The organism is Spirosoma arcticum, assembly GCF_054779955.1.
In genome coordinates, this window is the sequence record NZ_BAAGXG010000001.1 from 227,864 (window position 1) to 250,216 (window position 22,353).

At 52.9% G+C, this 22,353-nt stretch carries 19 protein-coding genes; 9 read left to right on the forward strand and 10 right to left on the reverse strand.

All coding sequences use genetic code 11. The features are described 5' to 3' along the window. Positions 1–70 precede the first annotated feature (70 nt). From ACYVHB_RS01000 to ACYVHB_RS01020, 5 genes are all read right to left on the reverse strand, one after another. Positions 71–430, reverse strand: a complete 360-nt coding sequence (locus ACYVHB_RS01000) for a cupin domain-containing protein (protein WP_461048760.1) — start codon at positions 428–430, stop codon at positions 71–73. Positions 431–471: 41 nt separating this feature from the next. Further along, the gene (locus tag ACYVHB_RS01005; RefSeq protein WP_461048762.1) at positions 472–879 is read right to left on the reverse strand and encodes a cupin domain-containing protein; all 408 of its coding nucleotides are present in this window, start codon (positions 877–879) and stop codon (positions 472–474) included. Positions 880–982: 103 nt separating this feature from the next. Next, entirely contained in the window at positions 983–1,885 is a 903-nt protein-coding gene (locus ACYVHB_RS01010; RefSeq protein ID WP_461048764.1) for a helix-turn-helix domain-containing protein, read from the reverse strand. Between the two features lie 309 nt (positions 1,886–2,194). Beyond that, entirely contained in the window at positions 2,195–2,842 is a 648-nt protein-coding gene (locus tag ACYVHB_RS01015; protein WP_461048766.1) for a response regulator, read from the reverse strand. Further along, positions 2,799–5,900 (reverse strand): ligand-binding sensor domain-containing protein, encoded by a 3,102-nt coding sequence (locus ACYVHB_RS01020; RefSeq protein WP_461048768.1) that lies wholly within the window; start codon positions 5,898–5,900, stop codon positions 2,799–2,801. The genes ACYVHB_RS01015 and ACYVHB_RS01020 overlap by 44 nt, the downstream gene beginning before the upstream one ends. A 195-nt stretch (positions 5,901–6,095) precedes the next feature. On the opposite strand from ACYVHB_RS01020, the gene ACYVHB_RS01025 reads away from it, so the two are divergent. After that, positions 6,096–6,857, forward strand: coding sequence for an HpcH/HpaI aldolase family protein (locus ACYVHB_RS01025; RefSeq protein ID WP_461048770.1), 762 nt, complete (start codon positions 6,096–6,098; stop codon positions 6,855–6,857). Between the two features lie 748 nt (positions 6,858–7,605). After that, positions 7,606–9,696, forward strand: a complete 2,091-nt coding sequence (locus ACYVHB_RS01030) for a hypothetical protein (protein WP_461050006.1) — start codon at positions 7,606–7,608, stop codon at positions 9,694–9,696. A 223-nt stretch (positions 9,697–9,919) separates the two neighbouring features. On the opposite strand, the gene ACYVHB_RS01035 is transcribed toward ACYVHB_RS01030, so the two are convergent. Further along, positions 9,920–10,939 carry a transglutaminase domain-containing protein gene (locus ACYVHB_RS01035; RefSeq protein WP_461048772.1) on the reverse strand — a complete coding sequence of 340 codons (1,020 nt, stop codon included), beginning with the start codon at positions 10,937–10,939 and terminating at the stop codon, positions 9,920–9,922. Positions 10,940–10,972: 33 nt separating this feature from the next. On the opposite strand from ACYVHB_RS01035, the gene ACYVHB_RS01040 reads away from it, so the two are divergent. Next, on the forward strand, positions 10,973–11,473 hold the full coding sequence (locus tag ACYVHB_RS01040) for a PPC domain-containing DNA-binding protein (protein ID WP_461048774.1): 501 nt from the start codon (positions 10,973–10,975) through the stop codon (positions 11,471–11,473). 73 nt (positions 11,474–11,546) lie between these two features. Here the strand turns inward: ACYVHB_RS01040 and ACYVHB_RS01045 are convergent, their stop codons facing one another. The 3 genes from ACYVHB_RS01045 to ACYVHB_RS01055 all read right to left on the reverse strand — a co-directional run bounded on the left by ACYVHB_RS01045 (position 11,547) and on the right by ACYVHB_RS01055 (position 14,027). Then, positions 11,547–12,143 (reverse strand): bifunctional nuclease family protein, encoded by a 597-nt coding sequence (locus tag ACYVHB_RS01045; protein ID WP_461048776.1) that lies wholly within the window; start codon positions 12,141–12,143, stop codon positions 11,547–11,549. Between the two features lie 96 nt (positions 12,144–12,239). Then, positions 12,240–13,202 (reverse strand): electron transfer flavoprotein subunit alpha/FixB family protein, encoded by a 963-nt coding sequence (locus ACYVHB_RS01050; protein ID WP_461048778.1) that lies wholly within the window; start codon positions 13,200–13,202, stop codon positions 12,240–12,242. Between the two features lie 87 nt (positions 13,203–13,289). Next, entirely contained in the window at positions 13,290–14,027 is a 738-nt protein-coding gene (locus ACYVHB_RS01055; protein WP_461048780.1) for an electron transfer flavoprotein subunit beta/FixA family protein, read from the reverse strand. A gap of 114 nt (positions 14,028–14,141) precedes the next feature. Between ACYVHB_RS01055 and ACYVHB_RS01060 the strand changes: the two genes are divergently transcribed. Beyond that, positions 14,142–14,471 (forward strand): tetratricopeptide repeat protein, encoded by a 330-nt coding sequence (locus ACYVHB_RS01060; protein WP_461048782.1) that lies wholly within the window; start codon positions 14,142–14,144, stop codon positions 14,469–14,471. Between the two features lie 79 nt (positions 14,472–14,550). Here ACYVHB_RS01060 and ACYVHB_RS01065 read toward each other — a convergent pair whose 3' ends face one another. Further along, a complete protein-coding gene (locus ACYVHB_RS01065) occupies positions 14,551–15,357 on the reverse strand; it encodes a hypothetical protein (protein ID WP_461048784.1) in 807 nt (268 codons plus the stop codon). Positions 15,358–15,590: 233 nt separating this feature from the next. Here ACYVHB_RS01065 and ACYVHB_RS01070 point away from each other — a divergent pair, with 233 nt between their 5' ends. The 5 genes from ACYVHB_RS01070 to ACYVHB_RS01090 all read left to right on the forward strand — a co-directional run bounded on the left by ACYVHB_RS01070 (position 15,591) and on the right by ACYVHB_RS01090 (position 22,291). Further along, positions 15,591–16,208, forward strand: a complete 618-nt coding sequence (locus ACYVHB_RS01070) for a LuxR C-terminal-related transcriptional regulator (protein ID WP_461048785.1) — start codon at positions 15,591–15,593, stop codon at positions 16,206–16,208. Positions 16,209–16,233: 25 nt separating this feature from the next. After that, positions 16,234–19,266 carry a sensor histidine kinase gene (locus ACYVHB_RS01075; protein WP_461048787.1) on the forward strand — a complete coding sequence of 1,011 codons (3,033 nt, stop codon included), beginning with the start codon at positions 16,234–16,236 and terminating at the stop codon, positions 19,264–19,266. Positions 19,267–19,575: 309 nt separating this feature from the next. Beyond that, positions 19,576–20,406, forward strand: a complete 831-nt coding sequence (locus tag ACYVHB_RS01080; protein WP_461048789.1) for a hypothetical protein — start codon at positions 19,576–19,578, stop codon at positions 20,404–20,406. 218 nt (positions 20,407–20,624) lie between these two features. After that, entirely contained in the window at positions 20,625–21,440 is an 816-nt protein-coding gene (locus ACYVHB_RS01085) for a DUF6597 domain-containing transcriptional factor (protein WP_461048790.1), read from the forward strand. A 113-nt stretch (positions 21,441–21,553) separates the two neighbouring features. Further along, positions 21,554–22,291 carry a hypothetical protein gene (locus ACYVHB_RS01090; protein WP_461048792.1) on the forward strand — a complete coding sequence of 246 codons (738 nt, stop codon included), beginning with the start codon at positions 21,554–21,556 and terminating at the stop codon, positions 22,289–22,291. Positions 22,292–22,353: the final 62 nt, after the last annotated feature.

Below are 22,353 nucleotides of genomic sequence, written 5' to 3' on the forward strand. Positions count from 1 at the left end.
TGTTTTAGTTAGCCTACTTGTGATTTGGCATTTAACAAAGGACTTTATGACCAGTGTGGGTTTGTATTGCCTACTTAGCAATCTCGAAGTCAGAGGGATCTACCTCGGCAGGCTGAATAAAGATAAGTTTGCATCCCTCCTGCGTACTGTGCGGCCCGTGTTTCTGCCCTTTATCGTGCGAGAAGAAAGCGCCTGGCCCGTAGGTGATGTCATCGTTGATAAAATCACCTTCGAGCACAAAGTGCTGCTCCGCAGTGGCGTGGTGAATGTGGGCCGGGATATAAGCACCGGGTTTCATCTCCAGAATAGCAAAAACTGGCCCGAATTCCAGGTTCTGATTGAGTAATTGAACGAATAATTTATCAGCCGTAGCGCCTGGAATTGGAAACGGAATGGACGCAGAGTCGACGGTATTAATGATATTTTCCATGACCGTTAATCGGTTCGTGTTGGGAAATTAGCAGGTAGTGATTATTCGGCAAAAACACTATCGTCAGGTCCAACCAGATACTCACCGTTCTCTGACAGTTCAGTTGGGTATTGGATGAACATGAGCGTGCATCCCGTTTTAGTTTCGTGAGATCCATGTAGTACGCCGGGACCGTGCACGAGAAATGAGCCAGCTTTCAGTAGCTGATCGCCTTCGTTAATCATTTCTCCCTCAACTACATAAACTGATTCGATCAGTTTGGGATGGTAATGCTTAACGATCCGGGCACCCGGCTTCATCTGAAGCAACGCAATAAAAGGAGCCTTGCGAAGATTGGTATTTACGATAGTGGCCATATACTCGCCATCGAAGCCAGCCAGGGCGTAGGGAGCCCATCGAATTGTCTCGACAGGTATGATCTGGTCGTGTTCGTTGAGGTTCGCACCCATTACTGTGTTATGATAAAAATGTTTTCTGCCAGTATTGACACGACAAAGGTGGTGGGTGCATGGGCAATCGAAAACGTAAGGAGGGCGGCACCTTTGGTAAAAACTACGGAAGTATGCGGAATTGCGAGGGTGACTGCCCCGTCTGCCCCCTGAAGAATTTGAAGAAATGAGCCGGATCGTGAAACCGTAACTCGTGTGCTATCGCCGTAACGGTCAGTTCGGTTTGCAGGAGTAGCGTCTTCGCTTCCAGTAAGAGTTGTTCAGCAATGAGTTGATGGGCTGTTTTACCCGTCGCTACTTTTACTGACTCGGAAAGGTGTTTGGGCGTAATGCACAGTGAGCTGGCATAAGACGCCACCGCCCGGTCAAAAATCGCCCGCTCTGCAACTAAATCCTGAAAGGCCTGCGTCACCTGAACGGCACGGGAAGGAACCGCCAACGGAGCCGCTGATGGAACCTGTTCATAGAGGTGTTTAGCGCGGAAAAGCAGAATGGTCAGGTACGACCGAATGACATCGAAACGATATGGATTATCACTTTGGTACTCATAATCAATGCGTTCGTAGAGATCAATAAGTTCAGTCACCTTCGATTCGTGCAAGGGTAGAAACGGAAACGCACCGGCTCGAAAAAACGAAAATGTTTGCAGAAACCGGCCGTTCGGACTGCCGACTCGTAAAAATTCGGGTTTAAACCAAACTGCATAGCCCTCAACGGGTTTCGTATTTACGAATGATGCGGTGAACCCCTGCGCACCAAACATGAGGGTATTTTCGGTAGATGTTCGCGCAAAGGCGTTCAATTTATGCCCAAACTGAGCACGGGTAGGAAGAACAATCTGGTAAAAATTAGTACGAACCGGTCCAAAGTTGATTCGGAAGTCGGTGCAGGTGCCCAATCGGATCAGGTGGAAGTCAACAGGTTGGCCAACCACCGGAATATTCATCAGCCGTAAACGCTCGTCGAATTCGTGAAGAACTGATAAGCCAGTCGAGGAGTGTCTCATTATTACGGATGGCAGTACAGGCCAAACTATCTTCCATGCAAACAGTAGGCTGTCTCAATTGTTTGCCCCTAAATTACACGACAGTCAGTTCAGTTCTGAACGTACTAACGTCAGTCTTTTGCGCGATTTCCTAAAATTTCCACGAGGTAGTCTGATAAACCAAATCGGTCCTTCTGATTAGTCAGAGGGACCGATTTGGGTAAGGGTATAGGGGCAGGTAAAAAGTGTGAATAGAAGCGTACGCAAAGTTGTCACTCACCAATTACATAGGCAATACCTAAATCCAGGTATATTCATCTGTTAAGTAGATTATAAACCCATCTCAACGGCAAACCGCACCAGTTCAGCTACCGTGCTGATGCCGAGTTTGGCGTGGATGTTTTTGCGGTGGGTGTCAATCGTGTACGGACTCAGGTTGAGTTTTTCAGCAATCTGCGGACTGCTTAGTCCCGCTTTGATGTGGCGGATAATTTCGACTTCTCGGGGCGACAGTTTGTACTGTTTCAGGAAAACATCGTCGGTATGATTGCTGAACTGTTTTTCGTCGGCCAGCTTGGGATCAAAATAGGGAACGCCCTGCGCCACCGACCGGATAGCGGTCAGGAGTTCATCTTTGGTAGACGTTTTGAGCATATAACCCAGTGCACCGGCTTTCCGGAAGTCGTCGATGTAGCGACGCTCACCGTACATGCTCAGGATCAGAATCCGCTGCGGTCCCATTTTGGCGATCAACTCCTTCGTCAGGTCGAGGCCGTTGATGTCGGGCATATTGAAATCGATGACCAGCACGTCGGGGCGGAGTTGAAAAACCTGCTGAAGGGCCTCGCGGCTGTGGTAAATTTGGCCCACGATGGTCAGGTCGGGAGCATCGGCCAGCATAGAAATCAGCCCATCGTTAAAGAGTCGATGATCGTCAATGACCAGAACGTTGATAGGTTGGGTAGCGGGTTGCGTCATAAGGAACGTCGAGCATAACCGTGTGGCTCTGGGCGTTGCTATCCACCGACAGCGCAGCGCCCAAGTATTCAGCCCGGTAAGATATGTTCTTTTGACCGATTCCTGGTGAGGACTGTTCAGAAAAAAGTGGGTTGGTTTGATTGGGATCCAACGGCGTTTCCACCAGTACACTCAATTGCCGGGCATGATACCCCAACTGAACAATGGCCAACCCTGACCCGCCGTGTTTAAGGGCGTTCTGAATCAGTTCGGCAATGATCCGGTACGTGACCAGTTCCCGCTCGGGCTTCAACCGGCGCACCGGGCCGAACTGAATAAACTCAAATACCGTATGCGACGACCGGTTGACGCGTTCTACCAACTGAGCCACCACGTCGGGCAGGGCATACTGCTCAAACTCAACCGGCATCAGGTCGTGCGTGATACTCCGCAGGTCGTTACCCGCTTTGTCGATCAGGTCATACGCCCGGCTGACTTCGGGAAGCTCGGCTGCCACCACAATGCGCTCTTTAGCGCGTTCCAGCACCCCTTTGATCGTCGCCAGCGTATTGCCAACGTCGTCGTGCAGGTCGCGGGCGATGCGTCGGCGTTCGTCCTCCTGGGTCGCGAGTGTGTTTTGTAGCAGCCGCCGTTGCCGGGCTAATTTCTGCCGGTTGTAGCTATTGACCCCAAATGCAACCAGCCCCATCAGGAGCAGCAGACAACCAGTCCAGAACCACCAGCGCTGCCAGAACGGAGGGGTGATGGTGATGCGAAAGCGGGTAACGGGCGTGAGCTGACCCCGGGCGTCGACGGCCCGTACCCGAAATACGTACCGGCCCGGCGACAGATCGGCGTAGCGCACGACGTTGGCGTTGGTGAGCGTTACCCAGCCCCGATCAACGCCCGACAGGTTGTAGAAAAACTGACTGTTGCCGTTGTTAAAATAATCCAGCGCGCCCAGACTAACCGAGAACGTGCGTTGTTGGTGGTTGAGCGTCACTGCGCCAGTCTCACTGACCGATTCGCGCGTTCGATAGGGCTGGTCATTCACCTGAAAATTAACGATTCGCACGGGTACCCTGGCGCGATACGACTCTAACTGCTGGGGTACAAAACGGTCCAGCCCGTGAACGCCCCCAAAATAGAAGGTGCCGTCGGAGCCGATCAATGACGCGTGGCTGTTGTATTCGCGGTTTTTGGTCGAGATCACCGGACTAAACGTTTCCTCGGTGGGAGAAAACTTAACCAGACCATCGTTCGTGCTGAGCCAGTAGCGGCCTTTAATATCAGGCAGCAACCCATAAATCACATCGTCGGGCAACCCGTCGCGAACGGTGTAAGTCCGGATAACCCGCCGGTTAGTGGGGTCGAATTTTACCAAACCCCGATCCGTGCAGAGCCATAAGTAACGCCGGGCGGGGTCGGGATAAATTCCCATAACGTTGTGACCGGGCAGGGTAACATACTGAGAAGTGAGCATGCCGTTTTTATAGGCGTATACCACTAAGTCCTGATCTCGTCGCCCAGCGTACAGCAGGCTGGTGGCCGGATCAAAGTAAAGCGATCCAAAATACGTGCCGTCAACATCCGTGCGGCTAATCGGTTTTAGATCAGCGTTTAACAAAACTAAACCCCCGTAGGTAGCCGATACAAGCCGACCGTCGGGCAGTTCGCACAAACCTCTGGCGTAGCGGCAGTCGGCGTCGTAGCAGAGTGGATTTGGTACGTCGATGAAGCGGTCTTTCGCGGGATCATAGCGTAGTATTCCCTGTAAATTAGACACCAGAAGTCGTTCGTCACGGGTTCGTATGATGTGTCGCACATTCCCTTCGGTCGTAACGCCTTCCTTAGCCGTGTAGGCCCGCATCAGGCCGGTTGCTGGATTGTATCGTCGAATGCCCCCGTCAACCGTGCCGATCCAGATTTGACCCCGTTGATCTTCGCACAGCCCCCGGATAGGGTGGTTATTCAGGTCGGTTACGTCGCCAGGGTCATCGGGCAGGGTTTCGATAGTGTACGCGTTCGGATAAATCACGTCGATACCGTGCGGGTCGACGTTGACCCATACCAAGCCCAGGTCGTCCACATATACTTCGGCAACTTGGTTCGTTAGCAGCGAGGTTGACTTAACGGGTCCGGGCTTTATGTCCCGCAGCAGCGTCATCCGATCCGGGTCGTAGAGCCACACCCCTGCCCCCTCGGCCCCAATCCACCACCGCCCCTGCCGATCTTCGTCCATACTGATTAATCGGTACGTGCTGATACCAGTTCGCAGCGGATGATGGCATACTAAGCGCGTGAGACTGGCGTCGAACTCAAAAATGCCCTGCGGTCCGGCAAAACAGAAATTTCCGTAATGCCGACCGGGCATCCGGCAGCGATGGACGGACTGTAACAACTGCGGGCGACCCGACTGACTGACTGGCATTGAGCCAAGGGGCTGATCCGCTGGCTTACCCGTCATAAAGGTTGTTAACTGGTGGGTCTGGTAGTTGTAGCGGGCAAACCCGCTCGGCAACAAATACACGACGGCCTGGGCATCGGGCTGGTACTCAATCCACTCCGTTGTGATGCTAAATTTAGGTTTTACCGACGGATTGATGCTTGTTCGCCGACCAGTGCGGTAATTCAGTTTCATTAGCCCTTCCTGGCTGCTGGCGTACCAGACGGTAGAATCGTCGGCAAAGAAAGGCTCCTGGATCGCTGATAGCCGACTTCCCCGATTGTCGACGGCAAAAACGCGCCGGAACGAGTCGGTACGTCGACTATACTGGTTTAAGCATTCTTCCGTGCCAACCCATAAATCGCCGTTGGGCGTTTCCACAATGCCGCGCACCTCGCCCTTACCAATGGTGGTGGTATCGCGTTCGTCGAAGCGGTAGTTGGTAAAATGCGTGCCATCGAAGCGGTTGAGGCCGTTCTGGCTGCTGGCCCACACAAATCCCCGCGAATCTTTCCTGATGTAAAAACATGACCCCTGCGATAGTCCGTCGCGGGTGGTGAGGTGGCGGATTGAGAACGGGCGCTGCGCCTGCGCACCGAGCGGAAACAGCAGTAATAGCAGCAAGCAACGCATGGCCGACCGGGTGGAGTGGAATAGTGGGCTAAAGCTACCCCGGAAAGACATCCGTTAAAATACCCTGAATCAGGTATTTGTGGAAATTCCGGTTAATTGGGTGGTGCCGGTTATTTGCTTTTTCCTGTTCAATCAACAATCTTACCGCCCAATTGCGAGGCTCAGGTGCACTACGTCCCGGCAATCACCCATTGAATGAAGCAAAACATCGTTAAAACCCGTCTCCTAAACGCCCAACCCGTTCTGGGCGTCATTTCCAACAGCATTGATCCGACCGTAGCCGAACTGTGCGGTTTTTCGGGACTGGACTTTTACATGATCGATGGCGAACACAGCGCTGTTACAGTGGGGCAGGTGCAGGATATTGTTCGGGCCTGTGAAGTGAGTGGCATCACGCCTTTAGCCCGTGTGCGTAGTCTCGATTCGTCATTGATTCTGCAGTACTTAGATGCGGGCGTGATGGGCCTGATGATGCCGGGCATTAAAACGGCCGACGATGCCGATGCGCTGGTGCAGGCGATGCTGTATCCGCCAATGGGGTCGCGGAACGTTGGTCCGGCGCGGTCGGCCGATTACCTGCTGGGGACCATGAGCCAGAGCGAGTACGTGCAGTTTGCCAATGAACAGGTATTGGTCTTGCCCCAGATTGATCACAGGGACGCCGTGGAGAATTTGGACGAAATGCTGGTCGTAGCTGGCATCGATGGCTTTGTCATTAGTCCGCGTGACTTAGCCATGAGCATGGGTTACTACGACGGCCCCGGGCACGACGAGGTTAAGAAAACAATTGGGGGCGTGGTTGAAAAGATCAGGAAAGCGGGCCTGATTGTTGGTACCACAGCCGCCACCGGCGATCAGGCTAAAGCATTAGTCGACCGGGGCGTTTTGTTCTGTCTGAATTCATTCGCAGGCCTGCTTAAATCGGCCGCTGGTGATTTTATGAAAGGCCGCTCGTGACACACCATTTTTCTTATTTCGCACGTTGTTCGGCGGAGACTGGAGTTAGTTGGTCACTTATTCAGCGCCGATAAATAATGGAAAAAATCGCGGAATAATTGGGAAAAACGTAGAAAAGGGTCACTCACTGAAATGGAGCAAATATCAATAGTTTTTAAATCCCTGTTTAATCACTATAATTGACCATCATTTGATGACAAACGACAGCGGGCGCTATAGTGAGTAACATAGTCAGGCGGTAATCATCAGAGAACGCAATGCATGTTGAGCACCCATTTAGTTGATGAAACACACACACAATGCCGTTCATTATTGGTTACGAAACCCTGAATCATGAAAAAATAGTAATAAGATAGCGAACTTTTGCAATTCGCCATTAACATTGCAGAAAAATTCATGAAATGAGGTCTGTTAGTTGACAAAGTGGGGAGATAGCTCGTGTAGCTGATTATCAAACCGACGGTGTGTGTGTAGGAATGGGCGTTTTAATTCAATTTCATGCTAAGTTTGCACGGAAGTCCCAAGAAATTATGACTCGTAAAAAAGTCAATAATTCTCATCGAATTACTTGCAGATTCCTATAGCATAGACAATTGGCTAAGGAAGTAAAAAAATTCACTGGTTAAGTGAGTTGACCGTTCCCTAAGTTTCCATGAGTGCATTTAAGAGAATTACAGTTTTGTTTAAAACATTGCGTCAAATTAACTCAATAAATATGCGAACATTTATCCAACAACACCCCATGCGGATGCTGGCTGGACTCGTGTTGCTAGGTTCTGCAATGCCTTTTGTCAGCTTTGCTCAACAAGCTGATACGGTCCGGCGGGACACGGTCCAATCCGTCACAGTTCAACAACCCACTGCTGTTCAACAAGGTACTGCACCAGCAACGAGACGGGAAACCTCACGCGAAAACATTTATCGTTTAGGCCGGGGCGTATACACCGACACGTTGCGTCGGGATGATTTCAAAGCTCAGGCCAGCGATGTTGCTGAACTTGACGACTGTGACACAACCTTTCAAACGTTTATTCTGGTCCGTCGCCTGTCACCCTGGCGTATCGGTCTTTATGCCGGCCCCAACTTCGCGTATTGCGGTACGTGGGAAAATACGTTTGGCCCAACTCAGCGCGACAATACGCTTTACAATGGGGCGGGCTTTAACATTACGGGCAACGTCGATTACTACCTGACCCCAGCTACCCGTCGCCTTCGGTTTGGACTGGGAACGGCCTTCGGTTATCAGAATTACGTTACGCGCGGCATCTACCGGGATTACCTGTATGGATTAGCCTCGGCCCGTGGTATCGGCCGCGACCAGGTTACAATTCGTCAGCGGGCTTCGGAAGATATGTTCCTGACGGTTGGACCCGTTATCCAGTTCACGCTCGCCCGCAGTCGGCGGAACCCCGATGCCGCCACGTTTCTCGAATTGGGTCTGCGGGGTGGTCTGTTCCGTACCGAAGCCGCCACCATTGCCGCTTTTGTACCGTCGCAGCTCGCCATCCCGCCGGTTAGTTCGTTTGTAGAGGGTGGTGGTTTGATCAGAACGGTTAACCCCAGCACCCGGCTTTATCATCCCGGTGGCCTGTTGTCGCTGGGTGTTTTCTTTCCATTGCGTAACAACTGGAACATTGGTGTGCAGGCACAGGGTTTTTATACTCAGTTGAACTACATCATTGTAAACGGCATTCAGGATCAATTGTATGAGTTCAAGCGTAAGCACGGCGGATTCAACGCAGGTTTAGCCGTTCGGAAAGGATTCATCCAGAAGAAGCTGATTCCGAAAGCGCCCGTCGTTTGCCCGGTTTGCGACTCAATTCCCCAGTTGAATGTGCAGTTTAATAATGCATCGCTCAAAGGCGCATCGCTGGCTTATATTGACAGCACAAACGCTCAGCAGTCGGCTCCGGTGAACACGGCCGCACCAGCTCCGGTCATTAGCTGGCGCAGCACAACACCGAACCCGAAGAATGAAACCTTCACGGCCCGTTTATACTACCGCGCTGATACCGTAGCGACTACAGGTGTTGCCGGAACAACGGGTGCGACTGGATTTACGAGTACTACGGGTGGTGCTGGCAGCGGAGACATGATTATCGCTCAGTTAGAGAATACGACCGATACGACGCTGACGTTCCCGGCGGGCTTCTTCTCGAATGGTCAGATAACCCCCGGTTTCTACTATGTAACGGTTCACAACCGCCAAACGGCTAAGTGCGGTTCCTGCATGAGCGAAGTAGCAACAACCAGTTTTGCCAGCATTCGTGAACGTAAAGATCCCAAAGAATGCCAATTCCGGCACAAACTGGAGCGCTTAGAAGTGTTCTACCGGACTCCGTATACGCGTGAAGTGGCTAATGTGTGTTACTGTAACGGCACGATTACGTCGGTGGGTGATACAACCACTCGTCTCCGCTTCCGTGGCCTGAACCGTCGCTTAGCCACAAGTACTGTCGAGTTCGACACGAACACGGTCATCTTCAACCTGCGCGATCTGCCGGGTGGTCTGGCTCAGCAGCTACAGGCCGAGAAAGCGAAAATTGAAAGCGGCAACGCAATTCGCTTCAGAGGTCGCCGGGTACGTCCGCAGGTGCAGTACTTCCGCGCGGTGTTCACCGTTACCAAACTGCCTTGCAACGGTCAGCCTGAACAACCGGTTGGCAGCTTCAACACGACGATTAGCGATAACACGTTCTCGATCACTGATCTGAAGCCGCTGACGGACGCTCAGCGTACCAAACTGCTGACTCCTCCGGCCCCTGTTCGGAAACGGGCTCCCCGTCGCCGGGCTGGTAACAGCGGTCGTCGTTCGGACGCCATGTTTGGAGTAGAGTAAGGAACTACTGAAGAATACACAAAAAAACCGGGAGCGTTAGCTCCCGGTTTTTTTGTGTTATTCTCTCATTGAAGCTGTTTAGAATTTCATCTTTAGCGTGATTTTGTCATTCCGACCGGTCCGCCGGTCGGAATGACAAAATCAACCGTCGTTCAGCGACTTTCGTAAATCCTAAACAACGCTTATTACAAGCTACGGTATTATGTTTTTGGTCTGGTATTTATCAACCTTTAACCACCGTGAATGACGCAATGCCCTCGTAAGATTTCACGCGTTCGGAACGGGACCCTTTGGGCTTAGCAAAAATGAGCAGTGTAGAATTACCCCGCTCAGGCAGGGAGACCGTTAGCCGGTACGTTTCCCCTGACCGCTGAACACTGACCGGAATCGTTGCCGATTCAGAGCCACCAACCCGGCCAAGCGCACACATAAACTCAACGTCTTTGTCGTTCCTGAGTGTCAGCGTTAGGGCATCACTGGCACGAATTAAACCAGTCTCTGGGAATTGCTCGTCGAAGCCCAACCGGAAATAAGCGTCATATAGTTTCGGGAAGCGGTCGAACTGCGCTTTGCTGATGGTTGTCTCCAATAATTGCCAGCGCGGATCGGTTGGGAAGTGATTAGCCGCAAACTCGATTGGCTCGGTCAGGAAAAAGTAATCGTTGGGCTTCGGTTCCCCGCTGGGACCCTTCTTAGCGGTCGTTTGTGCCCAGGCAATGTCCAGCAGGTACCAGTCGCCATCGAGCCGAACGGCGTTCCATTCGTGATCAACGCGCTGAATGGGCTGCCCCGCTTCGCTGTCGAAGGTTCGGGCGTATCCTTTGATGTTAGCCACGTCGATGCCCGCCGGTTTCAGCAGGTGCTTGAACAACAACGCGAAACCCGTGCAAACGGCTTTCCGGCTGCGTAGCGACCGGTTGGCGTATTCAACCTCCGATGAGTATTTCTGACCGCTGAACGCCTGCTCGTCGTAACGAATGTGCGCGGTGATCCAGGCGTAAACGGAGCGGGCTTTGGCCAGATCACTCTTAGCGGGCGAGGTCAGGTAGGCGCTGAGTGTGTTCAGGTTGCGGGCCGCCGACGCGGGTGCGTTGCGGGCGTAGTTGTCAATAGCACTATAGTCGATCTGAACGTATTTGGACGGGCGCGGAATCTCCCGCCCGGTGTGGGCTGGTGGTGTCAAGGCTCCATTAAACAATATGATAAAAAGCGCCAGTATAGGCGGGATTACGTAGTTTCGCATTCTTCGATCCAGTTTCACGAACTCATAACACGAATGCGCATTCTTTTATTGCTAACGCTATTTTTCTCGTTTATGAACACGCTTGATACTCACGGTCAACCGCCCGCGCCTGCCCCTTTTGTTGTGGCTGCGCCCATGCAAACGTACTCGTTCCGGCTCCGGCCGGGTCAGGATTTGAAAGGTGAATTAGACGTTTTTATCAACCAGCAGCGCATCGAAGCGGGGGCCATGCTAACCTGCGTCGGCAGCCTGACCGACGTGACGTTGCGGTTGGCCAATCAGGACGGACCGGGCGTTTGGCAGGGCCATTTCGAGATTGTCTCGCTGGTCGGAACGCTGTCTACCAATGGTAGTCATCTGCACCTGTCGGTGTCGGACTCGACGGGCCGGACCATTGGCGGTCATTTGCTGGCGGGTTGTAAAATTTACACAACGGCTGAAATTGTCGTTGGCGTGATGCCCAGTCTAAGTTACGTCCGGGAGCCGGACCCCACGTTTGGCTATCGGGAACTGGTGGTGCGCAAGAAGAAATAATCAGCCACAAATAACAAAAGCCATTCTTGAGGGATGGCTTTTGTTATTTGTTATTATACAATAAACTGATCCTCTAATTCCGCTTGCTCATCTCGTCACGGATGCGGGCCGCCCGTTCGTATTCCTCGTTTCCCAGGGCTTCTTCGAGCATCTTTTGCAATTCCTCCGCCGACGAATTCTTTAACTGGTCGCCGAACGACCGCGACGAGGGACGATTGGACGAGCGTACTAATTCTTCCTGCTCATCATCCTCATCGACCCCGCTGGCGGTAATGCCTGCTTCCGACAGAATCGACTCATTCGTATAAATCGGCACGTCGAACCGGATACCAATGGCGATGGCATCGGACGGCCGGGCGTCGATGACTGATTCGCGAACGCCGTCGAAACAAACGATTTTGGCGAAGAATATGCCCTCGCGCAGATCGGAAATCATGATCTCACGGACCGTAAACTTGAACTGCTCAGCAAACTGCTTAAACAAATCGTGCGTCATGGGCCGGTTCGGAATGATCTTTTCTATTTCAATGGCAATCGCCTGCGCTTCGAACATACCAATGATAATTGGTAGCCGACGGTTGCCGTACTCTTCGCCCAACACCAGCGCAAACGAACCCGATTGCGACTGGCTGGGCGACAGACCTAATATTTCAAGCTTAATTTTATCCACGGCGCAAATTTAGTCGTAAGTCGTAAGTCAGCAAGTCGTAAGTGAAAAATAGGCGCAGCCACTTACGACTTGCGACTTCTAAACTTACGACTTTTTCTACAACCCCTGTACCGCTTTCGTCAGGCGCGGCAGCACGTCGAACACGTCGCCGACGATGCCATAATCCGCCGATTTGAAGAACGGCGCATCGGGGTCTTTGTTGATAACAACAATTACCTTCGAGGAGTTTACGCCCGCCAAATGTTGAATAGCGCCCGATATACCGACTGCGATGTACAGGTTGGGACTGACTTTAATGCCCGTCTGGCCAACGTGTTCATGGTGCGGGCGCCAGTCCAGATCTGACACGGGCTTGGAGCAGGCCGTAGCAGCATGGAGTGCTTTTGCCAAATCCTCGACAATCCCCCAGTTCTCGGGACCTTTCATGCCACGACCCGCCGAAACAACCAAATCGGCTTCGGGCAGCAGGATGTCGCCGGTGGCTTTTTCGGTACTTTTTACGCTTACCACAAAGTCGGCGTCGCTGAGGGTGGGCGTAAAGCTTTCAACCGTCGCGGTGGCGTCGGTTTCTTCGGGCACGATGGTGTTTTTCTTGATCGCCAGAATTTTTACGTCGGCTTTCAGGTCGTTGTAAGCGAAAGCCTTACCGGTGTAAATACTGCTCTTAACGCGAAACCCGGTTGAGAGGTCCGGCAGTTCGATGACGTTAGCGGCAAGGCCCGCTTTCAGCTTACCCGCTAAACGGGCCGTCATGGCATCGGCCAGCGACGATTTGGCCAGCACAATCACCTTGCTGCTTTCCTGCTGAGCCGCAGCGGCTACGACCGTTGCGTAGGCCATGCCGTTTGGCTCGGTTAGTTTGGCATCCGCAGCGTGCAAAACCTTGGTAGCCCCAAAGCGCCCGGCCGACGCCAGTTCGGTGTCATCAGCCTGACCAGCAATGATGGCGGTGGCCGACGTGCCCATCATCTGGGCGACTTTAGCCCCGTAGAAAATAGCTTCCTGCGACGACTTTTTGAGTTTACCCTCGTCTACTTCAACAAATATGAGAACGGACATAATAGAAAAGTTAAGAATGAATAATGGTTGATGTACAATGGAAGTCGGTCCGTCTCGCATTATGCATTAACCATTATTCATTATACATCAAATAATTTTCGCTTCGGTGCGGAGGAGGTGAATCAGCGTTTCGGCGTCTTCCGCTTTGATCATTTTGACGGCACCGCGCGGGGCGGGTAGTTCGTAGCTGCCAACGGCGGTGAGTGTGTCGGTGCCGGTAGGCTGTACAATTTTGAGGGGCTTGGTCCGGGCGGTCATGATGCCGCGCATGTTCGGAATTTTCCACTCAGCAATCGGCTCCTGGCAACCCAGCACGAGCGGCAGCTTTGCTTCCAGCGTCTCTTTACCCCCTTCGATCTCGCGCGTGATGCTGACTGTGTCGCCGTCGATGTCGAGCAGCATGACGGGCGAGATGGATGGGATGCCGAGCATTTCGCCCACGATGCCGTGGACCTGACCGCCGTTGTAATCAATGGATTCGCGGCCCATCAGAATCAGGTCGTAGCTGTTTTCTTTAGCAATAGCGGCAATCTGTTCGGCCACGAAATAGGCGTCGGACGGTTCGGCGTTGACCCGGATGGCGTCGTCGGCCCCGATGGCTAAGCATTTACGAATAACCGGCTCGGCATCAGCCTCGCCTACGTTCAGCACCGTTACGCTCGCCCCGAGTTTCTCTTTTAGTTCAACGGCCCGCGCCAGGGCGTAGTCATCGTAAGGTCCGGTAATGAACGTGACACCTGCTTTGTTGAGCTTGGTGTTGTTGTCCGTGAAGGTGATCTTGGTGGTGGTGTCGGGCACACTCGTCACACACACTAAAATTTTCATTGGTTATGTGGTTTTGGTTTGTGGCAATTAGGTCGTTTCCGCGTCAATTTTACGGCGCAAAAGTACAAACTGTGTCATAGAAAGTATGCATGCATACTAATTTTTCCTGCATCCATGAACAACGACCGCATCCAACAATTAATTCGATTTGTACAGGAAGAACCCAATGATCCATTCAATGTTTACGCCCTGGCGATGGAATTCATAAACGGTCAGCCTGAGCAGGCAAGGCCTTATTTCGATCAGCTCCTGACTGACCATCCCGACTACCTGCCGACGTATTACCACGCGGCTGCGCTCTACGCCGAAATGGACGAACGTGACCGCGCAGCCGATTTATACGAAAAGGGAATTGGATTAGCCCGGATGCAGAGTAACGCCAAAACATTGCTGGAGCTGCAGCGGGCGAAACAGGCGTTTGACGAGGATGGAGAAGACTGGTAGGTATCACGGACCGGGGCCGAAGCCTTGAGTCCGTATTTTTAGATACGGACTCAAGGCTTCGGCCCCGGTCCGTGATACCTCAACGCCGACGTTTTCTCTTTTCTTTCACAAACTCCTGTTTAAACAACAGGGGAACAGGGGCCTGCTCGGGCACGGTATAGTTAAGCGCTAAGTAATCAGCGTTCAGTACCTTGGGCAGATACACAAACCCCCGCACCGACTCGCCGGGTGCAACGGTATTGGTTTTGAGCGCCAGTTCACGCCAGCGGTATTCTTCGTAGTCGTAGCGCTGCATTCGGTTGGCGAACGTGCCGTAGTCGATGGCGCGTTTGGCAGCAATGGCCTGATACGCGAAATCGTGCGAAATTCGGTTGCTGGCCCACTCGCGATACGAGCGGTTGTTACTCGACGACGAAACATCCGACACTACGGCCGCCACGAGCAGAACCGTATTAATTACTTTGGCGCGTTTCAATCGCTTCTCTTCCTGTTTCCGCTTCAGGCTCATTCGGGCGGCTTCGTAGGTCGGGTTGGCGGCTGTGCGGGCGAGCGGTCGGCTGGCGTTTCGCGGGTCGGCGAGGGTATCCTGGGCTGCACCGAGGGCCACAAACCTGAAATCGGACGGGTTGACGTCGATGGAATGGTCGGTGCGATTTTTGACTTCGATGTCGAGCGCAACGAATTCCATGTCTTCCCGCTCAAACGATGCCACCACTCCGATACCGTTGTGCTCGGTCTTCGTTACCGGCCGGCCGTCGATGGTAGTAATGTCGCCCGATGTGGGTTCGAGCCGTAGCGTCGTAACGGTCGGGGCGCAGCCGGTGAGGGCAATGACCGCGATGCCGCTGATCAATATCGTATTTCTCAGGTGGAAAAATGTTTTCATAACCCGCACGTTTACAGCGTTTATCGGCTGGTAAGTAATCGTAAAGATAAACAGGAAGTCGATTTGGGGCTACCAAGGAACTAATTAGTTTTTGCGGACGGAGCGCTACGGACGGCTCCCCGAAAAATGAAATAGGATGATAGCGTTTTTTGGGTTTATTTCGACCAATTAGTTATCGGTTAGCCAAGGACTGTTATCTGGCCCGAGTTTATCAACTTATTGCCACCCACGCTGTGAAAACGCTGCTTATTGTTGATGATCACCGGATGTTTGCCGAAGGAATTCAGTTTTTGCTGGAGCGATCCGGTGAATACACTATTGCGGCTATTCTTGGCAATGGCAATGAGGTTGTTCCTTTTTTGATACACAACACGGTTCATATCCTAATTCTGGACATCGACCTGCCCGGTCAGTCGGGGTTTGAGGTGACCCGGTCTGTTCGTCAACTGCACCCCCACACCAATGTACTGGGCCTATCGATGCTCAACAATACGCAGTCCATCAGCCGCATGATGGCCGCGGGTGCTACCGGGTATTGCATTAAAAGTGCGGGTTACGACGAGTTGCAAATGGCACTCCGGCGCGTGGCCAACGGCGACACGTATCTGCCCGAATCCTATTATGAGCAGCTTCGGGTGCGCCAGAATTGCCTCGATTACAATGACCTGACTAAGCGTGAGGTAGAAATCATTCAACTCATTGCGCAGGGTATCAGCACGAAACAAATTGCCGATCAACTTTTCCTGAGCACGCGAACGGTGGAAACGCATCGCAAAAATATTTATCGGAAAGCAGGGATTCATACTAATGTTGAACTGGCTTACTTTGCCCGGCAACACCAATTACTCTGATTCGATTATGGGTTGTATCAGGAGTATGCTGTTGGTACTGTGTTCGCTGCTCGTGCGGGCGCAGTCGGTGAGTACCCCGCAGGGCGACGCGGCCGAGTCGTTCTCGTTCGAGCATTACGGCCAAACCGAAGGCTTGTCGCAGGGAACGGGTTATGCCATTGCCAAATTCGACGACTTCATGTGGATTGGCACCCAGGACGGGCTAAACCGGTTCGACGGCTACGGCTTCCGGGTGTTCCGGGCGGGTGGACAACACGCGCTCAGTAACAGTTTTGTGCAGACCCTACTGGCCGATTCGCGGGGGCAGTTTTGGGTGGGCACCGGGGCGGGCCTGAACCGCTACCAGACCGGTGCACAGCAGTTCGACACCTTTGGTGAGTGGCTTGGCAAACGGCACCAACTCGATACCACCTCCATCAAAAAACTCATTGAAGACCGTCGGCACAACCTCTGGGTTATGACCGACGGGGAAGGGCTTTTTCGGGTGCAGGCCAGCGGCCGGAACCGGCGGGTAAAAACGTATTTTGCGGGTAATAATGCCTTGTTCAGCGGCTGCACAGGGCCGGATGGCGGGTTGTGGATTGCCGCCTACGACACCATTTACCGGTACGATGCCCCAACTGATCAATTCCTAACCGTACTGACCCAGCATCAACTGGGAACCGGGTCGCCGATTGGCAACATCATGTTCGACAAAGCGGGTGATCTATGGATTGGCACCCGCAGCGACGGCGTTTTTTTGGTCAAAAGCCCCACCCGGCAATCCCGGATACAGCATTTTCGACATGCAGCCGACCAACTGAGCAGCAATGAGACAACCGAATTAGTCTGCGACCGCAACGGGCGGGTCTGGATTGGTTCGCGCACGGGAGGTATCTCGATTTTCGATCCGGTCCGAAAAACGTTCGCCCACCATCAACACCTTCGCAACGACCCGCGCAGTCTGGCCGAGAATAGCATCTGGTCGCTCTTCGAAGACCCGAACGGCGCGCTCTGGTTCGGTTTCAGCGGTCAGGGTATCGCTAAATACGACCCGCGACAGCTCCCGTTTCGGCACATCAGGCGCGACCTCGACAACCCCGGTAATTCGTTGCCCGACGCCATGATTTTTCGGCTGGCTGCTCAGGGTAATGACCTGTTTATCGGGATGTCGACGGGCGGCCTGGCCCGGTATTCACTGACGACCCACCGCCTGACGAGTCTGTTGCCGGGGCAGGTCGGCAACGAGGTGCGGGTGATCACGCCCGACGCGCAACGGACTCTGTGGTTAGCCAATTGGCAGACTCTCTCCCGGTACGACCCGGTCCGGCAAACGGTTCGGCATTACCCTACCAACCTGATTCAGCAACGGCAGTTGTACGTGTATGCCGCCCACGCTCTCACCAATCAGGCCGGGCAAACGACCGAAGTCTGGACGGGCGGTAACAATGGCCTGCACCGGTTCGACGTGCCGTCGGGCCGCTGGATAACCTGGGCTTCGCTGCCCGCCCTGTCCTCCGTGGCTAACTACACCGTTCGGCTCCTGTATGCCGATCAGGACGCTAACGTATGGATTGGCACCCTGGGTCATGGTCTGTACCGGTATAATCGGGATAATCAAACGGTGCAGGCTTTCAACCAGACCAACGGCCTGAGTTGCGCCAACATCCGGTCGCTGTTACAAACCGGCCAAACGCTCTGGGTCGGCACCGACTGTGGGCTGTACCTGATCGACTTAGCGACGATGCGGGTTTTTCGGCACTACACAAAAGCCGACGGATTGCCTAACGAGGTAATTTACGGTATCTTAGCCGACGACAACGGCGATCTCTGGTTGAGCAGTAATCAGGGCCTGACCCGTTTTTCGCCGGTTCGGGGTGTCATCAAAAATTACGACGTGACCGACGGGCTGCAGAGCAACGAGTTTAACACCAACGTGGCCTACAAACATCCCGATGGTACTCTGTTCTTTGGTGGGGTCAACGGCATCACGTATTTCAAACCGAGTCAGTTGGGGTCCAATTCATTCGTGCCACCGGTCAGGATTACGGGAATCAGCGTGCTGGATAGTGCCTATAATCCCAATCAGGAGCAACTAACGCTCAGCGCGGATGAGAATTTCGTTGAGTTTACGTTTGCGGCTCTCAACTTTTCCAATGCGCAGAAGAATCAGTATCAGTACAGGCTGGAAGGCATTGACCCCAGCTGGGTGCGGGCGGGGCACCGGCGCACGGTTAATTACACCAAACTGCCGCCGGGCGAGTATGTATTCCGCGTGAAGGGCAGCAACGACGATGGCGTCTGGAACGAGCAGGGTGCATCGGTACGCGTCACGATTAATCCGCCTTTTTGGGCGACCTGGTGGTTTCGGCTGCTGCTGATTTCCTTGTTAATGACCGGTATATACGGCGTGTATCGGTACCGGATTGCGCAGCTTAAAAGCCGACAGGCGTACGAGCTGGCCGTATCGGTCCGAACGCAGGAGCTGGAACGACAGCGGTTTTCCAAGGAACTGCACGATGGGGTGGGGGCTAACTTAGCCGTGCTGAAAATGTACCTGTCGTCGCTGGGGTCGCCTGCCGTGGCGGTCGAAGAACTGAAAGCCCGCTCGCTATCGGTGCTCAAATCGTCCATTGATGACATCCGCAGTATTATTCACGATATGCACCCGCGTAGTCTTTCGGAGGAAGGGTTAGCATCGACTATTGCCGATATGGTGGCGCTGATGAACGAAAGTCACCGCTTAGCCGTGACGTTTGAGCCGCAGAACGTTCCGCAGAAATTACCCGAAAGTCTCGAAATTAATCTGTTTCGGGTGGTGCAGGAGTTAATGCAGAATGCCGTCAAACACGCCGGTGCCAACGCGATCTGGCTTTGCCTTCGTTACGAACACGATACGCTCCAACTCACCTACCGCGACGACGGGCGCGGCTTCACTCCTTTGCAGAACGGTCAGGCATCGGGCAACGGCTTAATTAATATTGAGCAGCGCGTGGCCCTGATGAAGGGTACGTATCAGCTACAATCAGCCGAGAATCAGGGGACTACCGTCGAGATTTCGGTTCCGGTGACGGCCTGACGGCCGTTTTTGCCCTCAATTGCGTAGTTCTACGTAACCGAATACCAAGATATTGGTATGGACTCGTTCTGCCGTTGGCCCCACCTTTGAGCCAATCAAAAGCAGTCTGCCTGCTCATGAGGTCAGCCCCCCATCATACCGCCCGCATCTGGCTGATTATCTCGCTTGTGGCCATTGCTGCTGCGGTGGTTGGGCTGCTCTTGATTTGATCTGCCCTCTTATTTTGAACTCTTTTTATTTTTCTATCCACACCTGTTCACCAACCCGATTAGATAACCATTACCTGTCCAGTACCAAGTCAACTATCCCATGAAACACACCACCCTGTTTTTCTCGCTGTTGCTCCTGACCCTGTTCGGAGCGAGCTGCAACGACCACCTCGTTGACCCCGCCACGGCCACCTGCCGCCTGACCGAAATCAACGGCGCGTTCATCGATGGTATCAAATCGACCTTCGAGTACGATGCGGCCGGGCGCGTAAGCCGTCAGGTTCGCACGTTCTCCGACGGTGTGGCCTTCGATTACCGACACACCTACGATGCTCAGGGTCTGCTGAGCGAGTCGATTATTATAGACCTTGATTCGGCAGGCCGGAAAACTGACGAGGCCTTTGAGAAGTACGTCTGGACCGGCGGACGCATCACCCAATATCAGTGGGAATACCAGTCTGGCTTGAAGGGAGTCAACAACCTGACCTACAACACATCGGGGCAGCTTATCGGCTTTACGACCGAATATGCCGACTACCCCGCCGACAACGCCAAATGGACCTACACGTTCGACAACAACGGGGTTGTGACCCGACGCTTGCTGACCTCGATGGATGGAACGGTGGTGATTTTTGAGGCCCGATTAGCCTACACGACGACCGAAATCATAAAAACGGCCTTCTCGCTGATGCCCAAAGCCGGGCAGCCCGTTGACCCCCTTCTGGCGCGGCCCTGGGAGAGCAACTACCCCAAAAACAACGGGACTATTTCGTATTTCCTGCCCGACTCCACCGGCAAGCTGGAACTGTTTGGCCAAGGGACGCTGAAAGACATGACGTTCAACCAAAGCGGCATTGCTACGGGCTGGAGCTACGGCGATGTGACGGGTGATCTCACCCCCGTTTCGTTTCGGATAGATAGTTGCCAGTAAACCCAGCTATTCCTTTGTATCAATGAAACACACGCTAATCATAATCGGATTGTTGTCGGTCTGTTTACGCTGATTACCCCAAATGAGCGTAGTGAATCAAGTAATACGTACCGATTAGTAAAAACTATATCAACGTGTTCGCATTCAACGTATTAATTTCGACAAATTAGCCACCGGACAGCCGATCCCGACGCTGTAGTCCAACTGTACTTTGTCGTATGCGCTACCAGAAAATCAAACCTGCCCCGCACCTTGCCCCGTTCGTTGAGTGTTATTTCGTCTGGGAGAAAAGCGACGTGCTGACAGCCCCGCTTTGCATTGAATCGCCCCCGACCGGGTTTGTGTCGATGGTGTTTAATTACGGCGATGCGTACCGGGTTGGTAATGACAAACATACGTCGCTACTGACGCCCTCCGCGTTTCTAACGGGGCAGGCTACCCAAAGCTACACGCTCGAACTGAGCGGCCGTATTGGTATGGTCGGCATCGTGTTCCGGCCAACGGGTATAGCTGCCCTGTTTGGACTGCCGATGTACGAGTTTACCGATGAGCGCGTGGCCCTCGCCGACGTGCTGGGGGCGTCGCTCACCGACCTGCACGAGCAGCTTTGTACCTGCCAGACCACCACCGGGCGCGTGGCCCTGCTGGAGCAGTTTCTGAACCGGCAACTGCTGCGCCGGGGCGACTGCTTCGACCGAACCGATTACGCGGCTAATTTAATTGTCGATAAACGCGGTGTGCTGACTGTGAACAAGTTAGTGGATGATTTATACGTTTGTCGGCGGCAGTTTGAGCGGCAATTTTTGCAGAAGGTGGGCGTCAGTCCTAAATATTACGCCCGCATCCGGCGCGTGGGTTATTTATGTGCGCAGTTGGCCACGCAGCGCTGGCAGGTGACCGACTGGCACGACCTGATTTACCACTGCGGCTACTACGACCAGTCGCATTTTATCCGGGAGTTCACGCAGTTTACCGGTAAACGGCCAACGCTGTATGTGAAGGCGAACATTGAGTTGAGCCAGTACCTATCCTGATCGATAGGGATATTTTGTGCAATTATCCTTCATCATACGGTCTTTGCTGTAATCAGTTACCGGAGGACACCAAGACCGCAGGCCATAATAAACACAGCCAATACACTACGACAATGAAACCTTTCCCCGAAACTATCAGCCTTTCTCTTCAGGAGCTTCTTGCCGTACTGTTACCGGGTACGGTGCTGACTTTCTTTCTAATGATGTTCGATACATCGTTACTGGCTAATCATACACCCACTTTTTTGCAGCACGACTGGGCGAAAGGAGTTGCGTTTTTTGGGTCGGCTTATTTTTTAGGCTATACGGTGTATATAGTGAGTTCGCCACTCGACGGGATATACGACAGAATAAAAAGGTCTGTTCTGGGTATAAAAACAGAGAAACCAGTTGAGAACGGGTTTACTAAGTTCCTGTTTCCCTACTTGAAAGACACGCATACGTTAATTATGGCGGTCGTAGAATTCAAGAATGAGCATATAGGCGACCGGTACGATGGCTCTGATCATCCGATTATTGACGCCTATCAATACGCTTTCCGGCGATTGATGAAGGAAGAGCCAGCCATGTTTGTCGAAGTAGAGCGTTATTACGCCACCGCCAAATTTTTCAGAAGTATGGTGATTGTCTGGTTTTTAGGGGGAGTTATGTGGGTGGTACAGGTGAAGGATAACGCTGATAAAGGCTATGCGCTTCTGTTTCTTGCTTTAAGCATCACCTCATTTTTTGTTTTTTTGAACCGATGGCGTAAAGCGAATCATGTGGCCTTTAAAAATGTGATCATTATTGAGGGGTTAGAAAAGAAAGTTAATCGTCCCGTTTTCGCATCCTTCCCTACACCTACACCTTAGCCAACGTAACGCTTCGATGTCCGTGTTCCCCTGCTCCGTTGGTTTTCCGACTAACCTATAAC

Excerpts from the sequence above, each read along its gene's own strand:
- ACYVHB_RS01000 (WP_461048760.1), bottom strand. The coding sequence starts at position 430 with ATGGAAAATATCATTAATACCGTCGACTCTGCGTCCATTCCGTTTCCA.
- ACYVHB_RS01005 (WP_461048762.1), bottom strand. The coding sequence starts at position 879 with ATGGGTGCGAACCTCAACGAACACGACCAGATCATACCTGTCGAGACA.
- ACYVHB_RS01010 (WP_461048764.1), bottom strand. The coding sequence starts at position 1,885 with ATGAGACACTCCTCGACTGGCTTATCAGTTCTTCACGAATTCGACGAG.
- ACYVHB_RS01015 (WP_461048766.1), bottom strand. The coding sequence starts at position 2,842 with ATGACGCAACCCGCTACCCAACCTATCAACGTTCTGGTCATTGACGAT.
- ACYVHB_RS01020 (WP_461048768.1), bottom strand. The coding sequence starts at position 5,900 with ATGCGTTGCTTGCTGCTATTACTGCTGTTTCCGCTCGGTGCGCAGGCG.
- ACYVHB_RS01025 (WP_461048770.1), top strand. The coding sequence starts at position 6,096 with ATGAAGCAAAACATCGTTAAAACCCGTCTCCTAAACGCCCAACCCGTT.
- ACYVHB_RS01030 (WP_461050006.1), top strand. The coding sequence starts at position 7,606 with ATGCTGGCTGGACTCGTGTTGCTAGGTTCTGCAATGCCTTTTGTCAGC.
- ACYVHB_RS01035 (WP_461048772.1), bottom strand. The coding sequence starts at position 10,939 with ATGCGAAACTACGTAATCCCGCCTATACTGGCGCTTTTTATCATATTG.
- ACYVHB_RS01040 (WP_461048774.1), top strand. The coding sequence starts at position 10,973 with ATGCGCATTCTTTTATTGCTAACGCTATTTTTCTCGTTTATGAACACG.
- ACYVHB_RS01050 (WP_461048778.1), bottom strand. The coding sequence starts at position 13,202 with ATGTCCGTTCTCATATTTGTTGAAGTAGACGAGGGTAAACTCAAAAAG.
- ACYVHB_RS01055 (WP_461048780.1), bottom strand. The coding sequence starts at position 14,027 with ATGAAAATTTTAGTGTGTGTGACGAGTGTGCCCGACACCACCACCAAG.
- ACYVHB_RS01060 (WP_461048782.1), top strand. The coding sequence starts at position 14,142 with ATGAACAACGACCGCATCCAACAATTAATTCGATTTGTACAGGAAGAA.
- ACYVHB_RS01065 (WP_461048784.1), bottom strand. The coding sequence starts at position 15,357 with ATGAAAACATTTTTCCACCTGAGAAATACGATATTGATCAGCGGCATC.
- ACYVHB_RS01075 (WP_461048787.1), top strand. The coding sequence starts at position 16,234 with ATGCTGTTGGTACTGTGTTCGCTGCTCGTGCGGGCGCAGTCGGTGAGT.
- ACYVHB_RS01080 (WP_461048789.1), top strand. The coding sequence starts at position 19,576 with ATGAAACACACCACCCTGTTTTTCTCGCTGTTGCTCCTGACCCTGTTC.
- ACYVHB_RS01085 (WP_461048790.1), top strand. The coding sequence starts at position 20,625 with ATGCGCTACCAGAAAATCAAACCTGCCCCGCACCTTGCCCCGTTCGTT.
- ACYVHB_RS01090 (WP_461048792.1), top strand. The coding sequence starts at position 21,554 with ATGAAACCTTTCCCCGAAACTATCAGCCTTTCTCTTCAGGAGCTTCTT.